This window comes from Pantoea sp. X-Soil-OKNW-713 (assembly GCF_059730685.1).
Genome location: NZ_AP035995.1, coordinates 909,298 through 931,035, shown reverse-complemented (window position 1 = coordinate 931,035; position 21,738 = coordinate 909,298). Strand labels below are relative to the sequence as shown.

The 21,738-nt window shown below is 54.0% G+C and carries 20 protein-coding genes; 5 read left to right on the top strand and 15 right to left on the bottom strand.

Annotated elements, in window-relative coordinates:
• The first annotated feature begins 85 nt into the window (after positions 1-85).
• From rcsF to proS, 3 genes are all read left to right on the top strand, one after another.
• Positions 86-487, top strand: coding sequence for an envelope stress sensor lipoprotein RcsF (gene rcsF, locus AC6I8R_RS04135; protein WP_021184647.1), 402 nt, complete (start codon positions 86-88; stop codon positions 485-487).
• Positions 484-1,191 carry a tRNA (N6-threonylcarbamoyladenosine(37)-N6)-methyltransferase TrmO gene (tsaA, locus tag AC6I8R_RS04130; protein ID WP_497831938.1) on the top strand — a complete coding sequence of 236 codons (708 nt, stop codon included), beginning with the start codon at positions 484-486 and terminating at the stop codon, positions 1,189-1,191. Before rcsF ends, tsaA begins: the two co-directional genes overlap by 4 nt.
• Before the next feature lie 91 nt (positions 1,192-1,282).
• On the top strand, positions 1,283-3,001 hold the full coding sequence (gene proS, locus AC6I8R_RS04125; RefSeq protein WP_497831937.1) for a proline--tRNA ligase: 1,719 nt from the start codon (positions 1,283-1,285) through the stop codon (positions 2,999-3,001).
• Between the two features lie 35 nt (positions 3,002-3,036).
• Here the strand turns inward: proS and arfB are convergent, their stop codons facing one another.
• Complete coding sequence (arfB, locus tag AC6I8R_RS04120; protein ID WP_497831936.1) at positions 3,037-3,447, bottom strand: alternative ribosome rescue aminoacyl-tRNA hydrolase ArfB; 411 nt, start codon at positions 3,445-3,447, stop codon at positions 3,037-3,039.
• A gap of 216 nt (positions 3,448-3,663) precedes the next feature.
• Here arfB and AC6I8R_RS04115 point away from each other — a divergent pair, with 216 nt between their 5' ends.
• Positions 3,664-3,864 carry a YaeP family protein gene (locus tag AC6I8R_RS04115; protein WP_013507964.1) on the top strand — a complete coding sequence of 67 codons (201 nt, stop codon included), beginning with the start codon at positions 3,664-3,666 and terminating at the stop codon, positions 3,862-3,864.
• Positions 3,851-4,114 carry a Rho-binding antiterminator gene (rof, locus tag AC6I8R_RS04110; RefSeq protein WP_013507963.1) on the top strand — a complete coding sequence of 88 codons (264 nt, stop codon included), beginning with the start codon at positions 3,851-3,853 and terminating at the stop codon, positions 4,112-4,114. The genes AC6I8R_RS04115 and rof overlap by 14 nt, the downstream gene beginning before the upstream one ends.
• Positions 4,115-4,154: 40 nt before the next feature.
• Here the strand turns inward: rof and AC6I8R_RS04105 are convergent, their stop codons facing one another.
• The 14 genes from AC6I8R_RS04105 to rseP form a co-directional block, all read right to left on the bottom strand.
• On the bottom strand, positions 4,155-4,463 hold the full coding sequence (locus AC6I8R_RS04105; protein WP_036626609.1) for a c-type cytochrome: 309 nt from the start codon (positions 4,461-4,463) through the stop codon (positions 4,155-4,157).
• Positions 4,464-4,477: 14 nt separating this feature from the next.
• Entirely contained in the window at positions 4,478-5,779 is a 1,302-nt protein-coding gene (gene tilS, locus AC6I8R_RS04100) for a tRNA lysidine(34) synthetase TilS (protein WP_415174592.1), read from the bottom strand.
• Positions 5,780-5,832: 53 nt separating this feature from the next.
• Entirely contained in the window at positions 5,833-6,222 is a 390-nt protein-coding gene (locus tag AC6I8R_RS04095; RefSeq protein ID WP_497831935.1) for a VOC family protein, read from the bottom strand.
• A gap of 75 nt (positions 6,223-6,297) precedes the next feature.
• Positions 6,298-8,448 (bottom strand): lysine decarboxylase LdcC, encoded by a 2,151-nt coding sequence (locus AC6I8R_RS04090; protein WP_415174590.1) that lies wholly within the window; start codon positions 8,446-8,448, stop codon positions 6,298-6,300.
• A gap of 134 nt (positions 8,449-8,582) precedes the next feature.
• On the bottom strand, positions 8,583-9,542 hold the full coding sequence (accA, locus tag AC6I8R_RS04085) for an acetyl-CoA carboxylase carboxyl transferase subunit alpha (RefSeq protein WP_021184656.1): 960 nt from the start codon (positions 9,540-9,542) through the stop codon (positions 8,583-8,585).
• A 12-nt stretch (positions 9,543-9,554) separates the two neighbouring features.
• Positions 9,555-13,037, bottom strand: a complete 3,483-nt coding sequence (dnaE, locus tag AC6I8R_RS04080; RefSeq protein WP_415174589.1) for a DNA polymerase III subunit alpha — start codon at positions 13,035-13,037, stop codon at positions 9,555-9,557.
• A 31-nt stretch (positions 13,038-13,068) separates the two neighbouring features.
• Positions 13,069-13,695 carry a ribonuclease HII gene (gene rnhB / locus AC6I8R_RS04075; RefSeq protein WP_021184658.1) on the bottom strand — a complete coding sequence of 209 codons (627 nt, stop codon included), beginning with the start codon at positions 13,693-13,695 and terminating at the stop codon, positions 13,069-13,071.
• Entirely contained in the window at positions 13,688-14,836 is a 1,149-nt protein-coding gene (lpxB, locus tag AC6I8R_RS04070) for a lipid-A-disaccharide synthase (RefSeq protein ID WP_208724842.1), read from the bottom strand. Before lpxB ends, rnhB begins: the two co-directional genes overlap by 8 nt.
• A gap of 3 nt (positions 14,837-14,839) precedes the next feature.
• The gene (lpxA, locus tag AC6I8R_RS04065; RefSeq protein ID WP_415174588.1) at positions 14,840-15,628 is read right to left on the bottom strand and encodes an acyl-ACP--UDP-N-acetylglucosamine O-acyltransferase; all 789 of its coding nucleotides are present in this window, start codon (positions 15,626-15,628) and stop codon (positions 14,840-14,842) included.
• A 3-nt stretch (positions 15,629-15,631) separates the two neighbouring features.
• Positions 15,632-16,087 (bottom strand): 3-hydroxyacyl-ACP dehydratase FabZ, encoded by a 456-nt coding sequence (gene fabZ / locus AC6I8R_RS04060; RefSeq protein WP_013507953.1) that lies wholly within the window; start codon positions 16,085-16,087, stop codon positions 15,632-15,634.
• A 195-nt stretch (positions 16,088-16,282) separates the two neighbouring features.
• Positions 16,283-17,308 (bottom strand): UDP-3-O-(3-hydroxymyristoyl)glucosamine N-acyltransferase, encoded by a 1,026-nt coding sequence (gene lpxD / locus AC6I8R_RS04055; RefSeq protein WP_208724840.1) that lies wholly within the window; start codon positions 17,306-17,308, stop codon positions 16,283-16,285.
• A 3-nt stretch (positions 17,309-17,311) separates the two neighbouring features.
• Positions 17,312-17,812, bottom strand: a complete 501-nt coding sequence (locus AC6I8R_RS04050; RefSeq protein WP_013507951.1) for an OmpH family outer membrane protein — start codon at positions 17,810-17,812, stop codon at positions 17,312-17,314.
• Positions 17,813-17,917: 105 nt separating this feature from the next.
• A complete protein-coding gene (gene bamA, locus AC6I8R_RS04045; RefSeq protein WP_036626612.1) occupies positions 17,918-20,329 on the bottom strand; it encodes an outer membrane protein assembly factor BamA in 2,412 nt (803 codons plus the stop codon).
• Positions 20,330-20,380: 51 nt separating this feature from the next.
• Positions 20,381-21,730: a sigma E protease regulator RseP gene (gene rseP / locus AC6I8R_RS04040; protein WP_415174587.1), complete on the bottom strand. Its 1,350-nt coding sequence runs from the start codon at positions 21,728-21,730 to the stop codon at positions 20,381-20,383.
• Positions 21,731-21,738 lie beyond the last annotated feature (8 nt).

Here is a 21,738-nt window from a genome sequence, read left to right as displayed (position 1 = left end):
CTTTTGCCGGTTGTGGCAGCTGACTTGTTATTTACGGTTGTCCTTGTTTCAATAACGCCACTTTTTAAAACATGAGGATGTTGCCATGCGTTTTTTACCGCTCTGCTTGTTGGCATTGATGCTGACCGGGTGTGTGCGTGAATATCACCCGATAAGCAGTGCTTCATCGCACCCGCAGCAGCAATCCAGCGAACCGGAACGCCGCCCTGCGCCCCGTCCGGCCCCGGTGAAGATTTACACGGACGCGACCGATTTGGTCAGCAAACCTTTCCGTGACCTCGGCGAAGTGTCCGGCGATGATTGCCAGAGCAGCACCCAGGATTCACCGCCAAATATCAATACCGCCCGTAAACGCCTGCAACTGCGAGCGGCGGGAATGAAGGCGAACGCCGTGCTGCTGCATAAGTGCGAAATCGTCTCCAGCACTCCGGGTTGCTACCGTCAGGCCGTCTGTCAGGGTTCTGCACTGAAAGTTGCCAATCAATGAGTGAGTTTGCCTTTGCGCAAATCGGCGTAATTCATTCGCCGTGGAAAGAGAAATTCGCCGTGCCGCGCCAGCCGGGTCTGGTGCAGGATGGCACCGGTGAGCTGCATCTGCTGCCACCTTACAACCAGGCTGAAGCGGTACGCGGTCTTGAAGCGTTCAGCCATCTGTGGGTGCTGTTTGTTTTTCATCAAACCATGTCTGGCGGCTGGCGCCCCACTGTACGTCCACCACGCCTGGGTGGCAATGCGCGCATGGGCGTCTTTGCGACGCGTTCAACCTTCCGACCCAATCCGATTGGTATGTCGCTGGTTGAACTCAAAGGCATCCGTTGCGAAAAGCAACAAGTCATTTTGCAGTTGGGCAGTTTAGATCTGGTGGATGGCACCCCGGTGGTCGATATCAAACCTTATCTGCCGTTTGCCGAAGCCTTACCGGATGCACGCGCCGGATTTGCCCAGCAGGCTCCCGAGGCAGCAATGCCGGTGCGTTTCTCTGCACTGGCGTTGGCGCAAATTCAACAGCAACAAAAAAAACACCCCCATCTGGCACGCTTTATCAGCGATGTACTGGCTCAGGATCCGCGCCCTGCTTATCGCAAAGGTGAGGCAGAAGATCGTGAATATGCTGCCTGGCTGCTCGATTTTAATGTGCGCTGGCGCATTGATGAGGCAGGCACCGAGGTGATCGCTCTCGATCCGCGCTAAAACGCGCTTTTGAGTGGCGGATCTCGCTGGTACACTAGCCGCCAGCAAAATTTTTTGTCAGTGACCTTCCGTATAACTGGAATCGTAATCAATGCGTACTACTCAATATTTGCTCTCCACTCAGAAGGAGACGCCCTCCGATGCGGAAGTTATCAGCCACCAGCTGATGCTGCGCGCCGGGATGATCCGTAAACTGGCTTCAGGACTTTATACCTGGCTGCCGACCGGTGTTCGCGTGCTGAGAAAAGTCGAAAACATCGTGCGTGAAGAGATGAACAACGCAGGCGCGATTGAAATCTCCATGCCGGTGGTTCAGCCTGCCGATCTGTGGGAAGAGAGTGGCCGTTGGGAGCAATATGGTCCCGAACTGCTGCGTATTAAAGACCGTCACGATCGCCCGTTCGTGTTGGGTCCGACGCATGAAGAAGTGGTCACTGACCTGATCCGTAACGAGTTGAGCTCTTACAAGCAATTGCCGCTCAACCTGTATCAGATCCAGACCAAGTTCCGTGACGAAGTGCGCCCACGCTTTGGGGTGATGCGTTCACGCGAGTTCATCATGAAAGATGCCTACTCGTTCCACACTTCGCAGGAATCGTTGCAGGAAACCTATGACGCGATGTATCGCGCCTACAGCCAGAGCTTCAGCCGTATGGGGCTGGACTTCCGTGCGGTACAGGCCGATACCGGTTCCATCGGTGGTAGCGCTTCACATGAATTCCAGGTGCTGGCGCAGAGCGGTGAAGATGATGTGATCTTCTCCAGCGAATCCGATTACGCCGCTAACATCGAGAAAGCTGAGGCTCTGGCCCCGGCTGGCGAACGTCCACAGCCGACACAACAGATGGTGCAGTTCGACACACCAAATGCGAAAACCATCGCCGAGTTGGTTGAACAGCATCAGTTGCCGATTGAGAAAACGGTCAAAACGCTGTTTGTTAAAGGCACCGAAGAGAGCGGCCATGCGCTGGTTGCCCTGCTGCTGCGTGGTGATCATCAGCTCAACGAAGTGAAAGCGGAGAAGCTGGATATCGTTGCCGCACCGCTGGAAATGGCGACCGAAGCCGAAATCCGTGCGGTTCTGGGCGCAGGTCCGGGTTCCCTCGGTCCGGTGGGTCTGACCATGCCGGTGATTGCTGACCGTACCGTGGCGAAAACCAGCGACTTCTGCGCCGGTGCCAACATCGATGGCAAACACTTCGCTGGAATTAACTGGGGCCGTGACTTGCCGGAACCGCGTGTCGAAGATATCCGCAACGTGGTGGAAGGCGATCCCAGCCCGGACGGTAAAGGCACGCTGCTGATCAAACGTGGTATCGAAGTTGGTCACATCTTCCAGCTCGGCACCAAATATTCCGATGCGCTGAAAGCGGCGGTGCAAGGCGAAGATGGTCGTAACCAAATCATGACCATGGGCTGCTACGGTATCGGTATCACCCGCGTGGTGGCGGCGGCTATTGAGCAGAACCATGACGAGCGTGGCATCATCTGGCCGGCAGCCCTGGCACCGTTCGAAGTGGCGATTCTGCCAATGAACATGCACAAATCTTTCCGTGTGAAAGAAGTCGCGGATGATCTGTACAACGCGCTGCGTGCCAAAGGCATTGACGTGATTCTGGATGACCGTAAAGAGCGTCCGGGCGTGATGTTTGCCGATATGGAACTGATTGGTGTACCGCATACCATCGTGATCGGCGATCGCAACCTCGATAATGAAGAGATCGAGTACAAAGCGCGTTCCGCCAGCGAGAAAGAGATGATTAAGCACAGCGAAATCGTCGAATTCCTGGCAAAAGCCCTGAACAAGTAATCCCCCCAGAGCGCCTCTGATCAGAGGCGCTTTTTTTAACGCACTTTTCCCCGTAGCGCCTTGGTATTACTTCGCCGCGCTTTGCCGTCCAGTCGTCGTTCTTTCGATGCCCGGGTGGGACGTGTGGCACGCCTCACTTTTTCCACCGTTGTCAGTTCCCGAATTAAATTAATCAACCGCTGTAGCGCAGCTTCGCGATTCATCTCCTGGCTGCGATACTCCTGCGCTTTGATAATCACCACGCCATCCTCGGTGATCAAATGGTGGCGCGCGGCCAGCAGACGCTGTTTATAAAATGGCGGCAATGATGACGCATTGATATCAAAACGCAGGTGGATGGCGGTCGAGGTTTTATTGACATGCTGCCCACCAGCGCCCTGCGCACGGATGGCACTCAACTCGACCTCATTTTCCGGCAGTGAAACCGAACATGATACTACAATCATGTGATACCTGCCGCAGGAAGAGTTCCTGTACTGCGTAATAACCTGTCCATTAACTTAACCTTTTGTGCGCTGTGCAGACGCTTAACAGCAGCGAATTTTGCCACTTTTCTGCTTTTCTCTGAATGCTTCGCGCTGTTCACTGGCTGATTTCAGTGAATTGCCTGTGATATAGTCTCCTATCAACCAGAGTATTGAAACTCTGCTGAGGAGGTGAATGTGCAAAAGTATTGTGAGTTAGTTCGCCAGAAGTATGCCGAAATTGGCAGCGGCGACCTGGGTTATGTGCCAGATGCCATTGGATGCGCGCTGAATGCACTCAATGATATTGCCGCTAATTCTGCGCTAAACTCTTCTGTCAGGGAACAGGCAGCCTATGCCGCTGCAAACTTATTGGTGAGCGACTATGTTGACGAATGAAGCCTACAAACCCATCAACTGCGATGACTACGACAACCTGGAACTCGCCTGCCAAAAACACTGGACGCTTGCGCTCGAATTAAAAAACGGTGATCAGCTCAAGGCGAAAGCCGTGGACATGATTTCACGCAAAAACGTCGAGTATCTTGCGGTCGACCTCTCCGGCGAAACACGCGAGCTGCGGCTCGATCACATCGCCAGCTTCAGCCACCCTGAGCTGGGCACCGTTATCGTCAGCGAAGACGAGTAACCTTCCTACGGGCGGGAAATCCCTCTCCCGCCCCCCTCGCTTATGGCTGTAGCGAGCTGTAATACGCCGACAGATCTTCCATATCCTGATCGCTTAACCCGGCTACAAACGCTTTCATTACCTCAGCCTGCCCCCCACTGCGCTCCCCTTTTTTGTAGGCTTGTAACGAGTGCAGCAGATAAGGTGCGTGCTGTCCGGCCAGATTAGGATACAAAGGCACGGCGCTTTTTCCTTCCGCACCATGACAAGCCAGACAACTGGCCGCTTTTTGCGCCCCGGCCTTAATATCACCGTCGGCCAGCGCCGGCAGTGCCACGGCGAAAAGTGCCGCCGCGATCCAGTGTTTCATCATTGCTCTCCGTTTTATTGTTGTTGTAACCAGACCGCCGTCCAGCCTTGCTCATTGCTGGCCGCACCTTCACGGGTGATAAAAAATCCCGGCGCGCAAATTAACGTCTGGTTGTAGTAAATCAGTGGGATCCGTTCACGCTGCCAGGGCGGAACACCCAGCTCCTGCCACAGTTTTTTCACTTCACGTCCCCCCGCCCGTTCGATCAGGTGGAAATAGCCCTGGGCCTTAAAACGCACGCTCACCTGCTCATCATCGGTCGGGTAACGTAGCCGCGGACTATCATGGCTTGCCTGTAACTCCCCGAGTGGTTCGGGCAAACGCAAGGGTTGCGAGAGGTCATGCCAGGTAAGTGAGTGCTGACTGAGGGAAGGTTGAGGTGCTAGCCAGTACAGGTGCTGGCGATAACGGCGCAGTTCAAAAGCACCAAAATGCAGGCAGGGTTGGGCATCTTCCCGACTCTGCATCACTTCACGGGTGATGCGCAGCAATGCATCGCGTGAGGGCATGATTCCGCCCTGCTGCGCAATCCAGCGCCGCAGCAGCGCATGACGACGCGCTTCCTGCATGCTCAACAACGGCGTGAAGTTAAGTCGCCCCAGCTCATCCGTGAGTTGTGCCAATTGTTCCGCCAGCAACTCGTCCAGCAGTTGTTCCTGTTCACCACATAACGCGGCGCTGCGTGCAGCCGCAGCGCTGAAATGCGGCCAGCGAGCTTGCAGTAACGGGAGTACCTGCTGGCGCAGAAAATTTCTGTCATAGCGGCAATCCACGTTGCTCTCGTCTTCGATCCAACGCAACTGATGTTCTGTCGCCCAACTTTCAAGTTGCTGACGACTGAAGGTCAATAATGGCCGCAGATGGGTGTTTTCTCCCACGATACGTTGTGAAGGCATCGCGGCCAGGCCCGCCGGGCCACTGCCACGCTTTAGGGCCAGCAACAGGGTTTCACACTGATCATCAAGATGCTGGGCGGTAAGTAAGTACTCACCGGGTTGCAGCTGTTGAAACAACGCCTGATAACGTGCATCGCGCGCTGCCGCTTCTATCCCCTGCTCATGCCCATCCACCTGCACTCGCAACACCTCACAGGGGACTTGCCACTGCTGGCAAAGGTGCTGGCAATGTGCTGCCCAACTATCAGCATTGGGGCTTAAACCATGATGGACATGCAATGCGCGCAGTTGAAACTGTGGATGTTGTCGTTGCCAGCAAACCAGTTGATGCAACAACACGGTGGAATCCAGCCCACCGCTGAACGCCAGCACGCAGCGGGCATCGGGTGTCAGCAGTGCAGCAAGATGGGACAAAGACATGGCGCATTCCGTAAGGGCGAACCGCCCGATTGCGGCTCGCGACGGGCGCTATTTTACGCCTGATACAGCTCCAGCGGCAAACCATCCGGGTCAGAGAAGAAGGTACAGGTTTTACCGGTCAACACATCAATACGAATCGGTTCGCAAACCACCCCCTTCTCAGCCAGCGCCGCGACCGATTGTTCCACATCCTCAACACAAAATGCCAGGTGACGTAAGCCACAGGCTTCCGGCTGACTGACGCGTGCAGGCGGTGCCGGGAAGGAGAACAGTTCGATAGTGTAGACACCATTCAGCCCGAGATCCCCTTTCCACGAATCACGCTCTGCACGATAAAACTCCCCCAGCAATTCAAAGCCCAGCACATCACAATAGAATGCCTTACTGCGCGCATAATCGGTGGCGATAATGGCAATGTGGTGGATCTGTTTAATCTGTAGCATAGTGGCTCCGGTTATCGGCTTGGCCGCTTACCTTACGTGGCAGGCGGCCTGCTGAAAAGAGGCTTTTGTCCGAACTTAATGGTCGTTCTCGCCTTTAAGCACCCGTACCAGATAACGCCCATCCTCGGTCAACGTCGCGCCGTGAATGTCCGTTTCGAAACCGGGGTAGTGCCGCCCGATTGTGCAGAGCATCAACAGAAAATCGAGCACCGCGCGACTCTGCTCAGTGATCATTTCTCCCGGCATCACCAAAGGGACACCTGGCGGATAGGGCAAAATCATATTGGCGGAGATGCGTCCCACCAGCTCGCGGATATCGACCGTTTCCACCAGGCCTTTTACCTGCTGTTGAAATGCCTGATGCGGGGTCATCTTCATCTCAGGCAACACGTCAAAAGCTTTGAGCATCAGGCGCGGCAGATCGTGTTGCAGGATCAACTGATGGATGCCCTGGGCCAGCGTCTGAATACGCATGTTGCGATAGAAATCAGGATCTTCGGCGTAGAGATCCGGCAACATGTTTTTTACCCGCAGATTGAGATCGTAAGCGCGCTTAAATTCGGTCAGGCCACGCAGCACGCTCATCGCTTTGGTCTTATCGATGCCAATACTGAACAGGAACAGCAGGTTATACGGACCGGTTTTTTCCACCACCACGCCACGCTGGTCGAGGAATTTTGCCACCAGCGCCGCCGGAATCCCCTCTTCCGCCATCACCCCCAGCTCGCTCATTCCTGGCGTCAGGATGGTTACCTTAATCGGATCAAGGTACATATGATCGCGGTCGGCCTGGGTAAAACCGTGCCAGTCTTCCTCACCCGGCTGGATCGGCCAGCATTCCGCTTCATCCACTCTTTCCGGCTGCCAGATATCAAAGAACCACCCCTCTGACTCTTCACGCAAACGCTGGATCTCACGCCGGAAATGCAACGCCCGTTCTACCGAACGATTGATCAGGCGCTTACCCGGATTGCCGCGCAACATCGCCGCCGCCGTCTCAATCGACGAGACAATGGCGTAATTTGGCGAGGTGGTGGTATGCATCATGTAGGCTTCGTTAAAGGTCTGCTCATCGTAATCACCTTTGATGTGAATAAGCGACGCCTGGGAAAATGCCGCCAGCAGTTTATGCGTCGATTGCGTTTCGTAGAACACTTTACCCGGCACCCGATCGCCACTCATGCCACTTTTTCCCTCATAGATCGGGTGGAAATTGGTATAGGGCACCCACGCGGAATCGAAGTGGATCGACGGCACATCCAGCGTCTGTTTGATGTATTGCGTGTTGTACAGTAAGCCGTCGTAGGTTGAGTTAGTGATCACCGCATGCACCGGCCAACTGGCGCGCGGCGTGCTTTCCACTTTCTGCTGGATGCTGTCGCGGGTGAATTCCCGTTTGGGAATACCGCCAAGAATGCCGAGCGCGTTACGCGTTGGCTTCAGCCAGAGCGGGATAATGTCGCTCATCATCAACAGATGGGTCAGGGATTTATGGCAGTTGCGGTCAATCAAGACCGTGCTACCCGCTGGAGCCGCATACATGCCCACGATCTTATTCGAGGTCGAAGTGCCATTGGTCACCATATAGCTTTGCTCAGCACCAAAAGTCCGCGCGACGTACTCCTCGGCTTCCAGATGCGGGCCGGTGTGATCAAGCAGGGAACCCAGTTCCGTCACTGAAATGGAGATATCCGCTTTTAACGTATTCGCGCCAAAAAAGTCGTAAAACAAACTTCCCACCGGGCTTTTCTGAAACGCAGTTCCCCCCATATGCCCTGGAGTACAGAAGGTGTACTTACCCTCATTGACATAGGTGAACAGCGCTTTGGTCAGTGGCGGTGTGATTTTGTCGATGTATTCGTCGGTGTACTGGCGGATATGCAACGCGATATCGTCAGCCATGCTGAGCGCGTATTCGAAGAAATGCAACGCCATGCGCATCTCGTTAATGCTGACATCCATTTGTGAATGGGTGTTGATAAACGCGTACAGCGGCAGATATTCATTGAGCTGATTGATTTCACTGCACAGCGCCAGACTGTAATCGTCCCAGTCAAAAACCACGCCACAGATGCGCGGGTTGTGTTCAATCAGCTTCAGCAGGTCGCTGGCATTGGTGGGATAGACGGTCTGGAAACCTTGCAGCTTCAGTGCAGCATCCAGTTCACGAATGGGTTCATCTTTGTAGAAAACCCCGTGCGGTCCCATGATCGCAAGAATATTCAATGCTCACCTCCTGTGGTGTTGTGGCACTGAATAAGGATAGCGAAAAGCGGGGGCGGATTACCGTCAGAATGCTCTGCTGTTGCGCAGGCATAAAAAAAGCGGACCGAAGTCCGCTTTTTTTGATCATCAGCTTATCAGGCGTAGCCGTAGCTCATCAGACGCTGATAACGACGGTTCAGCAGCTCTTCGGTGCTGAGAACATCGAGATCGGCCAGATCAGCCAGCAGCTGCTTTTTCAGTGCTTCGGCCATATCCACCGGCTGACGGTGTGCACCACCCAGCGGTTCCGGGATGATAGAGTCGATCAGTTTCAACTCTTTCAGACGATCAGCGGTGATGCCCATTGCTTCTGCCGCCAGCGGTGCTTTATCAGCGCTTTTCCACAGAATGGAGGCACAGCCTTCCGGTGAGATCACCGAATAGGTGCTGTACTGCAACATGTTGACCTTATCGCCCACACCAATCGCCAGTGCACCACCTGAGCCGCCTTCGCCGATCACGGTACAAATTACCGGGATTTTCAGGCCAGACATCTCGCGCAGGTTACGGGCAATCGCTTCCGACTGACCACGTTCCTCAGCACCAACGCCCGGATATGCACCCGGGGTGTCGATGAAGGTGATCAACGGCATCTTAAAGCGTTCAGCCATCTCCATCAGGCGCAGCGCTTTACGGTAGCCCTCTGGTGCTGGCATACCGAAGTTGCGACGAATTTTCTCTTTGGTTTCACGGCCTTTCTGATGACCAATGATCATCACCGGACGGCCATCGAGACGGGCGATACCACCGACAATCGCTTTATCATCGGCATAGGCACGATCGCCAGCCAGCTCGTCAAAATCATCAAAGGCATTGCGGACATAGTCCAGCGTATAAGGACGCAGCGGGTGACGCGCCAGTTGCGCGACCTGCCATGCACCCAAATCGGAGAAGATTTTACGTGTCAGCTCTACGCTTTTTTCGCGCAGACGCTGCACTTCTTCGTCCAGATTAATATCGTGTTTCTCATCCTGACGGCCAATCGATTTCAGCGAGTCGATTTTCGCTTCCAGTTCTGCGATTGGCTGTTCAAAATCCAGGTAATTAAGACTCATAATGTTCCTGTTTTAGTCAAACTCCAGTTCCACCTGCTCCGACCCAACTAACGACCGCAAATCGTTGAGTAAACGATCGCTGGGCGAAATACGCCACGCTGCACCAAAGCGCAGCTTCGCCCGCGCATCTGCTCTCTGATAATAGAGATGCACCGGAATAGTCCCGGAGCGATGAGGCTCCAGAGACTGGCGGAGACGGTTTAAAAGCTGGTCATCAATTTGCCTGTCCGTCAGCGAGATAGCAAGACCACGCGCGTATTTTTCCCGCGCTTCGTCAATGTCCATCACTTCGCGGGCGGTCATTTTAAGGCCGCCACTGAAGTCATCAAAGCTGACCTGTCCGCTAACGATCAGGATTCGGTCCTTCTCCAGCAATTGCTGGTATTTATCCAATGCATCGGTAAATAACATCACCTCCAGACGCCCAGAGCGGTCATCCAGAGTACAGATACCAATTCGGTTGCCACGCTTGGTGACCATCGTACGGGCAGCAATCACCAGCCCCGCCGCGACGGTCACTTTACCACGATCGGTTGGATGCATGTCTTTGAGACGCATCCCGCCAACGTAACGTTCAATTTCTTTCAGATACTGATTAATCGGATGGCCGGTGAGATACAGGCCCAGCGTTTCACGTTCGCCATCCAGCTGAATCTGTTCCGGCCACGGTGTCACGCTGGCGTACGATTTCTCTACCTGCTCCGGTTCTTCTGCCAGCACGCCAAACATATCCGCCTGACCGATGGCCTCGGCTTTCGCATGTTGATCGGCGGCTTTCAGCGCATCGCTGAGGGAGCTCATCAGCGCAGCACGATGCGGGCCGAGACGATCGAACGCACCGGACATGATCAGTTTTTCCATCACGCGACGGTTGATCTTTTTGGTGTCGGTACGGGCGCAGAGATCAAACAGTTCTTTGAAGTAACCATCCCGGTTACGCGCCTCGAGGATCGCTTCAATCGGGCCTTCACCCACGCCTTTGATCGCACCGATACCGTAAACGATCTCACCCTCATCGTTCACATGGAACGGATAAAGCCCGGAGTTGATATCTGGCGGCAGCACCTTGAGGCCCATACGCCAGCACTCATCCACCAGCCCCACCACTTTCTCGGTGTTATCCATATCCGCGGTCATTACCGCCGCCATAAATTCTGCCGGATAGTGGGCTTTCAACCACAACGTTTGATAAGAAACCAGCGCATAGGCAGCGGAGTGCGATTTGTTGAAGCCGTAACCGGCGAATTTCTCCACCAGGTCGAAGATCTTCATCGCCAGCTCGCCGTTGACGCCCATCTTCTCCGCCCCATCCTGGAACACGGAGCGCTGCTTCGCCATCTCTTCCGGTTTCTTTTTACCCATCGCACGACGCAGCATATCCGCGCCGCCCAGAGTATAACCGGACAGCACCTGGGCGATCTGCATCACCTGTTCCTGGTAAAGGATGATGCCGTAGGTCGGTTCCAGCACCGGTTGCAGCGACTCATGCTGCCACTCGATATCCGGGTAAGAGATCGCCTCGCGGCCATGCTTACGGTCGATAAAGTTATCTACCATGCCGGACTGCAACGGGCCCGGACGGAACAACGCCACCAATGCGATCATATCTTCGAAGCAGTCAGGCTTCAGACGTTTGATCAGATCCTTCATGCCGCGCGATTCAAGCTGGAACACGGCGGTGGTTTCCGCGCGTTGCAGCATGTCGAAACTCTTTTTATCGTCGAGGGGAATGGCTGCGATATCAATCGGTTCCAGGCCCTGCTTCTCACGGCGCGGGTTAATCATCTTCAGCGCCCAGTCGATAATGGTGAGCGTGCGCAAGCCGAGGAAGTCGAACTTCACCAGACCAGCATATTCCACGTCATTTTTATCGAATTGCGTGACCGGGTGGTTGCCGTTTTCATCGCAGTACAGCGGTGCAAAATCGGTAATTTTGGTCGGCGCGATCACCACGCCACCGGCGTGTTTACCGGCGTTACGCGTGACACCTTCCAGCTTACGCGCCATGTCGATCAGCGCTTTAACCTCTTCATCTGCCTCGTAGATTTCCGGCAACTGCGGTTCGGCAGCAAAGGCTTTTTCCAGCGTCATGCCCGGATCGGGCGGCACCAGCTTGGAGATACGATCAACAAAGCCGTAAGGATGCCCCAGCACACGGCCTACGTCGCGGATCACCGCTTTTGCTGCCATCGTACCAAAGGTAATGATCTGCGATACCGCATCGCGGCCATACATCTCAGCAACGTGGTCGATCACCTGGTCACGTTTTTCCATACAGAAGTCGACGTCGAAGTCAGGCATCGACACACGTTCCGGGTTCAGGAAACGTTCGAACAGCAGGTCAAACTCCAGTGGATCAAGATCGGTAATCTTCAGCGCATAAGCGACCAGCGAACCGGCACCGGAACCACGTCCCGGTCCTACCGGTACGCCGTTATCCTTCGACCACTGGATAAACTCCATCACGATCAGGAAGTAGCCGGGGAAGCCCATCTGGTTAATAACGTTAAGTTCAATCTCCAGACGTTCATCATATTCCGGGCGTTTCTCGGCACGCACTGCCGGATCGGGGAACAGGAATTCCAGACGTTCTTCCAAACCTTCCCGTGATTTCACCACGAGAAAATCTTCGGTGGTCATATCACCGGTCGGGAACTGCGGCAGGAAGTACTCACCCAGTCGCACGGTGACGTTACAACGCTTAGCAATTTCTACGCTATTTTCCAGCGCTTCCGGGATGTCCGAGAACAACTCGCACATCTCCGCTTCGCTGCGCATATATTGCTGAGGGCTGTAGTTACGCGGACGTTTGGGATCGTCCAGCGTGTAACCATCATGAATTGCCACGCGAATTTCATGCGCGTCAAAATCATCTTCGTTGAGGAAGCACACTTCATTGGTTGCCACCACCGGCACGCCTTCGGCAATCGCCAGCTCAACCGCCGCGTGCAGGTAGCTCTCCTCATCCGGGCGACCCGTGCGCGTCAATTCAAGATAGTAACGATCGGGGAAGTGCTGCTGATAAAACGCCAGGCACTGCGCCACCAGCGCATTGTTGCCGCGCAATAAGCTACGTCCCACATCGCCACGACGGCCACCGGAAAGCAGAATCAAGCCTTCCTGATACTCAGCCAGCCAGTCACGATCAATGATCGGCCCGGCAATACCGTAACCCCGTTGGTAAGCGCGTGAAATCAGTAATGTCAGGTTCTGATAACCGGTGTTGTTCGCCGCCAGCACGGTGAGCTGTGTCAGCTCATCGCCCATCAGCTCGCTGGCAACGTTAAAATCGGCGCCAATAATCGGCTTCACCCCAGCACCGTGCGCGGTGCCATAGAATTTCACCAGCCCGCACAGGTTGGTGAAATCAGTAATGCCAATAGCAGGCATCCCTAATGAGGCAGCCTTTTTTACCAGCGGCCCGGTCTTCGCCAGGCCATCAACCATTGAGTAGTCGCTGTGAACGCGCAGATGTATAAAACGGGGTTCAGCCATATCAGTTTCCGGTTAAAACAGCGTCAGGCTATTAAAGCGTAGTCGGCTGGCGTGCGGCCAGCACGTCGGCATCAATCAGAGCGTTACGCACCGGCGCAAAGCTGCGGCGATGATGAGGCGTAGCACCATACTGGGTCAATTTTTCCATATGCAGTGCCGTCGGATAACCCTTGTGCTGAGCGAAGCCATACTGCGGGAAGAGAAGATCCAGTTCGGCCATTTCACGATCGCGCGTCACCTTCGCCAGGATCGACGCGGCGCTGATCTCTGCAACCAGGCTATCACCCTTAACTACCGCCTGTGATGGCATCGGCAACGCCGGGCAACGGTTGCCATCGATCAAAACAAAATCAGGCACCACAGGTAAACCTGCCACCGCACGCTGCATCGCCAGCATGGTCGCATGCAGAATGTTGATCTGATCGATCTCTTCCGGTTCCGCACGGCCCAGGCTCCAGGCCAGTGCTTTTTCTTTGATCTCGTCATACAACGCCAGACGACGTTTTTCCGACAATTTTTTGGAATCGGCCAGACCGACAATCGGCTTTGCAGGGTCAAGGATCACCGCTGCCGTCACCACCGCGCCGACCAACGGGCCACGCCCGACCTCATCAACACCGGCAATCAGCCGCGCATTGGGATAAATAAACTCAGCCATGAGCAATCTCCAGTACGGCATCCGCGGCCTGCTCATCAGCATTCCAGCGAATTTGTGCATGTAGTTCGTTAAACGTCGCAAGCAACGCATCACGCTCGGCACCCGCATGTAACAGCGGCTCCAGCGCAGCGGCTAAGGCTGCCGGCTGACATTCATCCTGCAACAACTCCTTCACCAACTCGCGCCCGGCAAGCAGATTCGGTAAGGAGACGTAAGGGGTTTTGACCAGCCGCTTCGCCAGCCAGAAGGTGAAAGGTTTCATGCGATAACCCACCACCATCGGACATTTCGCCAGCATACACTCCAGTGCCGCGGTTCCCGATGCCAGAATCGCTGCATCGCTGGCAATCATCGCTTCACGTCCTTTACCATCCAGCAGGTGCATCGGTAATTCCGGTGCCACTTCTGCTTTGATGTGCTCGAACTGTTCACGACGCTTCGCATTCACCAGAGGCACCACGATTTCAAGACGAGGATAGCGCTGGCGCAGCAGTTGCGCGGCACGCAGAAAATCGGCGCTCAGCATTTCCACTTCGGCACCACGGCTACCCGGCAACAGGCCCAGGCAGATTGCATCATCAGCAATCCCTAAACCACGACGCGCTGCCAGTTTATCCGGCTGCATCGGCATCGCATCGGCCATAGTGTGGCCGATAAAACGGCACGGCACATTGAAACGATCATAGAACGCTTTTTCAAACGGCAGAAATGCCAATACGAGGTTAGTATTGCGGCCGATTTTGAACACGCGTTTTTGACGCCAGGCCCAGACTGAGGGACTGACATAATGAATGGTGCGAATTCCGGCGCGTTTCAGACGACCTTCGAGCGTGATATTGAAATCAGGCGCATCAATGCCGACAAACACATCCGGTTGCAGCGCAGTGAAGCGCTGCGTCAGGTCACGGCGGATTTTCAGCAGCCGCGGCAGACGTTCCAGCACTTCAACAATGCCCATCACCGCCAACTCTTCCATCTCATACCAGGCTTCACAGCCTTCAGCCTGCATACGCGGACCGGCAACGCCGACAAAGCGAGCATCAGGATGGCGCGCTTTTAACGCACGAATGAGACCGGCACCAAGAATATCGCCGGAGGTTTCTCCGGCGACCAGGGCAATCGTTAAGGGACGCACTGACATGGATTAACGAATCAATCCACGGGTTGAGCGGGCAAAGAAGTCATAGAAAGGCTGAACTTCGCTATGCTGTTTTGCCAGCGCTTCAATCTCCGGCTTCACTTCATCCAGCGTTTTACCGCTGCGATACAGCAACTTGTACGCATTACGAATCGCATGCAGGGCTTCTTTGCTGAACCCACGACGCTTCAGACCTTCGATGTTGATACCAAAAGGTGTCGCATGGTTACCCTGCGCAATGACGTACGGTGGTACGTCCTGCGCGACACCGGAACAACCGCCGACCATCACATGAGCGCCAATGGTGCACCACTGGTGTACTGCCGTCATCCCACCGATGATAGCGAAATCATCAACCGTGACGTGGCCACCCAGCGTAGCGTTATTGGCGAAAATGCAGCGATTGCCAATCACGCAATCATGCGCAATGTGCGCGTTCACCATCAGCAGGTTGTCACTGCCGATTTTGGTCAGGCTACCACCCTGTATCGTACCGCGATGAATCGTGACACTTTCGCGGATACGGTTGCGATCGCCAATTTCCACACGCGTCGGCTCACCCGCATACTTCAGGTCCTGATTCACTTCGCCAATCGAAGCAAACTGGTAGATCTGGTTATCCTTACCAATACGCGTATGGCCATTCACCACCACATGCGATTTGAGCACCGTACCTTCACCAATTTCCACGTTGGCACCAATAAAGCAAAATGGGCCGATGTGAACATTGGCGCCGATCACGGCACCTTCTTCAATAACGGAACTGGGATGGATGCTGGCGGTTGAATCAATCACTAATTATGCCTCCCGGCTACGGGCACACATCATGGTCGCTTCACAGACAATCTTACCGTCTACGGTTGCTACGCCTTTGAAGCGCGTCAGGCCACGACGGGTTTTCTCGAATGTCACTTCCATGATCATCTGATCGCCCGGTACCACCGGACGCTTGAAACGGGCTTCATCGATGCCGGCGAAGTAGTAAAGCTCGCCCGGCTCCAGTTTGCCGACACTTTTGAATGCCAGAATACCGGTGGCCTGCGCCATCGCTTCCAGGATCAGAACGCCTGGGAAAATCGGTTTACCAGGGAAGTGCCCCTGGAAAAACGGTTCGTTTACAGAAACGTTCTTCACCGCACGCAGATATTTATGCTCTTCAAATTCCAATACACGGTCAACCAGCAGGAATGGATAGCGGTGCGGCAGCAGTTCTAAAATCTCTTCAATTTTCAGAGTATGCGTTTCAGTAGTCAAAATACTCTTCCTGTCCTAAAAATTCTGATGGCAACAATAACACGGCCTGCAACGATCAAAATGATCATCCGCAGGCCGCAAATCAGTTCGGTGGCGTCTCGCTTCCCTGCGATACCTGCTGCACATGCTCAGACAAGGTCTGAGCGGGTAAAGAAGGTACGCTGCTTATTATAAAGCCGGTGTCGTGGGATGGCGTTACTCGTCTTTGCCGACTTTACGCTCGATGGCTTTGAGGCGTTTGCTCATGTCATCGATATTCATCACCAACGCTGCCGTTTTACGCCAGGTTTTGTTGGGTTGCAGCGGAATACCCGAAGAGTATACCCCAGGCTCTGTGATTGGGCGCATAACCATGCCCATTCCCGTCACGGTGACTTTGTCACAGATTTCCATATGTCCGTTAATGACGCTGGCGCCGCCAATCATACAGTAACGGCCAATCTTCAGACTACCCGCCATGATCACACCACCGGCAACCGCGGTGTTATCACCGATCACAACGTTGTGTGCAATCTGACATTGGTTATCTATGATAACACCATTGCCGATCAGAGTGTTATCCAACGCACCGCGATCGATGGTTGTACAGGCGCCAATTTCCACCCGATCACCAATCACCACCGTGCCCAACTGCGGGATTTTCACCCAATTGCCACGATCGTTAGCATACCCGAAACCATCCGCACCGATGACGGTACCTGACTGAATCAGACAATCCTGACCAATCTGGATTTCGTGATAAATCGTCACGTTAGCCCACAGGCGTGAACCGCGACCAATACGCGTGTGCTTACCAACAAAACACCCGGCGCCGATAACGACGTCGTCGCCCAGCTCAACACCGGATTCGATCACCGCATTCGCACCCACCGAGACATTGCTTCCCAGCTTGGCCGTTGGGTCGATCACGGCGCTGGGCGCGATATTCTGCGCGGGCTGAGGCGTGGTGTCCAGCAGTTGTGCCATGCGGGCATAGGTCAGGTAAGGATTTTTCACCACCAGCGCGGCCGTATTACACCACTCCAGATCCGCTTCCGTCAGCACCACGGCCGAAGCCTGCACCTGGGCGAGTTGCTCACGGTAACGGCTGTTTGCAAGAAAAGTGATTTGGCCAGTTGTGGCGGATTGCATAGAAGCAATGCCGGAGATGGCGATATCGCCATCTCCGTGCAATTCTGCATCCAACTGCTGGGCTAAATCAGCCAGTCGAATAGATGACATCGATTATTTAACCTGTTTTACAACGTCAGCAGTGATGTCTTTAGCATCAGAAGAAGTGTACAGCACAGCCTGAGAGTCCAGGACCAGATCGTACCCTCCGCTTTTCGCTACAGACTGAACAGCAGTCTGGATTTTAGCCAGCAGCTTGTTACGTTCCTGCATCTGACGGGTCTGGTTGTCTTTCTCAAAAGCCTGAGCTTTTGATTCGAAAGCAGCACGTTCAGAAGCGATCTGCTTCTCTTTCTTGGTACGGTCGCTGGCTTTCATGGTTGAAGCATTGCGTTGCAGATCCTGAATCTCCTGCTGGATTTTCTGCTGCTGAGACTGGAGGTCAGAGGCACGGCCCTGGAACTCACTCTCAAGTTGCTTAGCAACGACAGCACGCTGCGGAGACTGCTGGAAAACCTGGCTCAGGTTAACAACGGCGATTTTGTCTGCCGCCTGGGCGCCAGCAGAAGCAGCTAATGCAACACCCAGAGCAGCGGCACAGAACAACTTTTTCACTATAAACTCCTTACCCTCAACATGTGTGTTTGCAGCGTGTAGCCAGGCTACACGCATGCAGACTCTCTTTATACCCTTTGGGTATACACTTCCCTGCTCAGAGCTTTACCAGGTTTTACCGATGTTAAACTGGAACTGCTCTGACTTGTCTCCCTCGACTTTCTTGATCGGTTGGGCATACGAGAAGACCAACGGTCCCAACGGTGACATCCACTGTAGTGCGATACCGCTGGATACGCGAATATTGTTTGGATCGCTGTAATCCGGGATCCCTGCCGCACGCGTTTCTGCGGTGTTCTGCCATTTGGTATCCCAGACAGTACCCGCATCGAAAAATACCGACGTACGTACTGAGTTAGCATACTTCTCGCTCAGGAACGGTGTTGGGGTGATCAGCTCAAGACTTGCCACCGCCATCGCGTTACCACCGACCGCATCATCTGACTTACAGATGCCATTCGGATCGGACAGCGTACAGGTTGACGAGCCATCATTCAGGTACGCCGCTTTCGGACCAATGGTGTTGGACTGGAAGCCACGAACCGTGCTGGAGCCACCCGCATAGAAGTTCTCATAGAACGGCATCTCTTTACCGCCGAGTCCGTCACCATAACCAACACGGCCACGACCTAACAGCACCCAGGTACGATCACGGTTGATCGGAACGTATTGTTGGGTATCCAGCGTCGCTTTGTAGAAGCTGTTATCTGAACCCGGGATGGTCACTTTACCGTTCAGGTTGGTACGGTTACCGGATGTCGGGAAGAAACCGCGGTCCAGGGTGTTGTACGTCCAACCATAGTTGAAGGTGAAGTCATTCGCGGAGAAATCACCATCATCATTCAGCTCCTGATGACGTCCTACCGAATCAAGATAACGCCACATCGCCACCTGCGGCTGCATATTGGAAAGGTCGTTATGAACATAACCTAAACCAACACGTAAGGTGTTGTTCTCATTGATCGGGAAGCCCAGCGTGCCATCAACACCATAACTTTTATTGGTGTAGTCAGACAGGTCAGCATCATCCGCTTTAAAGTCGTTATAGAAAATACGACCGCCCAGGCTGACACCGTCCACCGTGAAATACGGATCGGTCAGTGAGAATTCAGCATAGGTCTGATAATCGTTTTTGGTCCCACTGATACCCACGGTGTTACCCGTGCCGAGCCAGTTGTCCTGGGTCACGCCAACCTGGAAGCTCACGCCACTTTCTGTGCCGTAGCCCACACCGAAGTTGAATGTACCGGTGTTACGTTCCTTAACCTTGTAGACCACGTCAACCTGGTCAGGTGAACCCGGCACGCGCTGCGTATCCACGTCTACCGTTTCGAAGTAACCGGTACGGTTCAGACGTTCTTTACCCTGCTCAACCAGATCGCTGCCCAGCCATGCGCCTTCCATCTGACGCATTTCACGACGCAGTACCGAGTCCTTCGAGGTATCGTTACCTTCGAAACGGACTTTACGCACGTAGTAACGGTTCCCGGCATCAACGTTGATATGCAGTTTTACCGTCTTGTCGGCATCATTAATTTCCGGCTGAGTGACCACGCGCGGATAAGCATAACCGTAGCGACCCAACAGTTTTTTGATGTCGTCTTCCATCTGAGTGACTTTAGTGCCGTTATACAGCTCACCCGATGGGATCTTCGTCAGATGTTCAATTTCCGCCGAGTGACCCGCCATGCTGCCGTTAACAATCACACCCGCGATCTTGTACTGATCGCCTTCGGTAATGTTGACGGTGATGTAGATCCCTTTCTTGTCCGGCGTCAGGCTCACCTGCGTTGAATCGATATTAAAACGCGCATAACCGCGATCCAGATAGAAGCTGCGCAGGGTTTCGAGGTCCCCGGCCAGTTTCTGTTTCTGGTATTTACGATCGCCCACTACGTTCCACCACGGCACTTCGTCACGCAGCTGGAAACGGGAGATCAGTTCATCAGAACTAAAGGCTTTGTTGCCCACGATGTTAATCTGCTGAATCTGAGCAGAAACACCTTCCTGGAAGACAAATTTCAGGTCAACACGGTTACGTGGCAGCGGTGTAGCAATCGCTTTAACGCTGGCGGTGTATTTACCGACGCTGTAGTAGAAATCCTCCAGGCCCTTCTCAATTGAAGAAAGCGTGGTGCGGTCAAGTGCTTCACCGACACGGATACCAGAAGCCTCAAGATTCTGTTTCAGCTGATCTTCTTTCACCGCTTTGTTGCCGGAGAAAGTGATGCTGGCAATGGTCGGACGTTCTTTCACCTGGACAATCAGCGTAGTACCGTCGCGCAGAACCTGAACATCTTCGAAGTTACCGGTGGCGAACAGTGAGCGAATGGTATTTCTGATGTCATCATCATTCACTGTATCGCCGACACGTACCGGCATACTCAGCAGAGCCGCGCCGACGGCGACTCGCTGTAGCCCTTCGAAATGAATATCCTTCACCACGAAATCGTCTGCACCGTAAACGGTGGCGCTGCTAAACAGCAGCGACGCTATGAGCAACTTTTTCATCGCCATCGTTGTTATGCGTTTTCCTAACACATCCCACGCCTGTCTGCATTCCAGCTATTACAGGCGTGAGAAATCATTGAAAAGTGCAAGCCCCATTAACAGCACCAGCAAAATTGAGCCAATGCGGTAACTGAAGTCCTGAACTCGCTCGGACACCGGTCCACCTTTGATCTTTTCGATCGCCAGAAAGAGCAGATGTCCACCATCTAAAACCGGCAGTGGGAACAGGTTAATGATGCCCAGGTTAACGCTGATCAGCGCCAGAAACATCAGGTAGTAAATCACCCCATATTCTGCTGATAACCCGGCACCCTGCGCGATCGAAATCGGCCCGCTCAGATTATTCAGCTTCACGTCCCCGGTTATCAATTTGCCCAGCATGGAAACCGTCAGCTTCATCAGTTGCCAGGTTTTAACACTGGCTTCGCCGATGGCGGCAAAAGGCCCATACTGCCTTACCGTTTTGTACTCGTCAGGCAACGGAATCACGCGGGGTATTACCCCTGCAAAGCCTTCCGCCTTGTTACCCGGTTTTGCTTCCGGTGTCAGCGTCAACGCCAGTGATTCGCCGTTTCGCTCCACCTCAAGTGCCATATTTTTGCCGGGGTTATCCCGCACCTGCACCACAAAAGCCTGCCATTGTGTTAACGGCTGACCATCGACTTTAACGATCCTGTCGCCTGCTTGCAAACCGGCTTCACTCGCCGGAGAGTTAGCCTGAACTTCGGCCAGGGTTGTTTCGATTTGTGGCCCGCGAGGGCGGATACCCAACGCAACAACCGGGTCCTGCTTATCGGGTTCGAACTGCCAGTCACGCAAATCCAACTGCTTCTGCTGCGTGGCATCCTCACCAAATTGCGAGACGGTTAGCGTGGCACTCTGATCACCGATTTTGCCGATCAGCGCCATGCGCACAGCATCCCAATCAGGCGTTTCGATACCATCTACCGCTTTAAGTTCCATCCCGGAGGTAATTTGCGCTTCTGCCGCAACGGAACCGTTCAGAATTTCACCAACCACCGGGCGCACGCCAGGGACGCCGTGAATAAACACCGCCCAATACGCGATAATGGCAAAAATGAAGTTAGCTATCGGACCTGCGGCAATGATCGATGCCCGCTGCCAGACTGCTTTGTTGTTGAAGGCTTGATGACGCAGTTCAGCCGGAACGCTTTCAACGCGTTCATCAAGCATTTTGACGTAGCCGCCAAGAGGGATAAGGGCAATGACGTATTCAGTGCCCTGACGATCGCGGCGACTGAACAGCGCTTTGCCGAAACCAATCGAAAATCGTTCGACTTTCACACCGCAGCGACGCGCAACCCAAAAATGGCCAAACTCGTGCACGGTAATCAGCACGCCGAGCGCCACAATAAAGGCTGCAAAACTCCAGAGTATGCTCAACATGGTCGCCA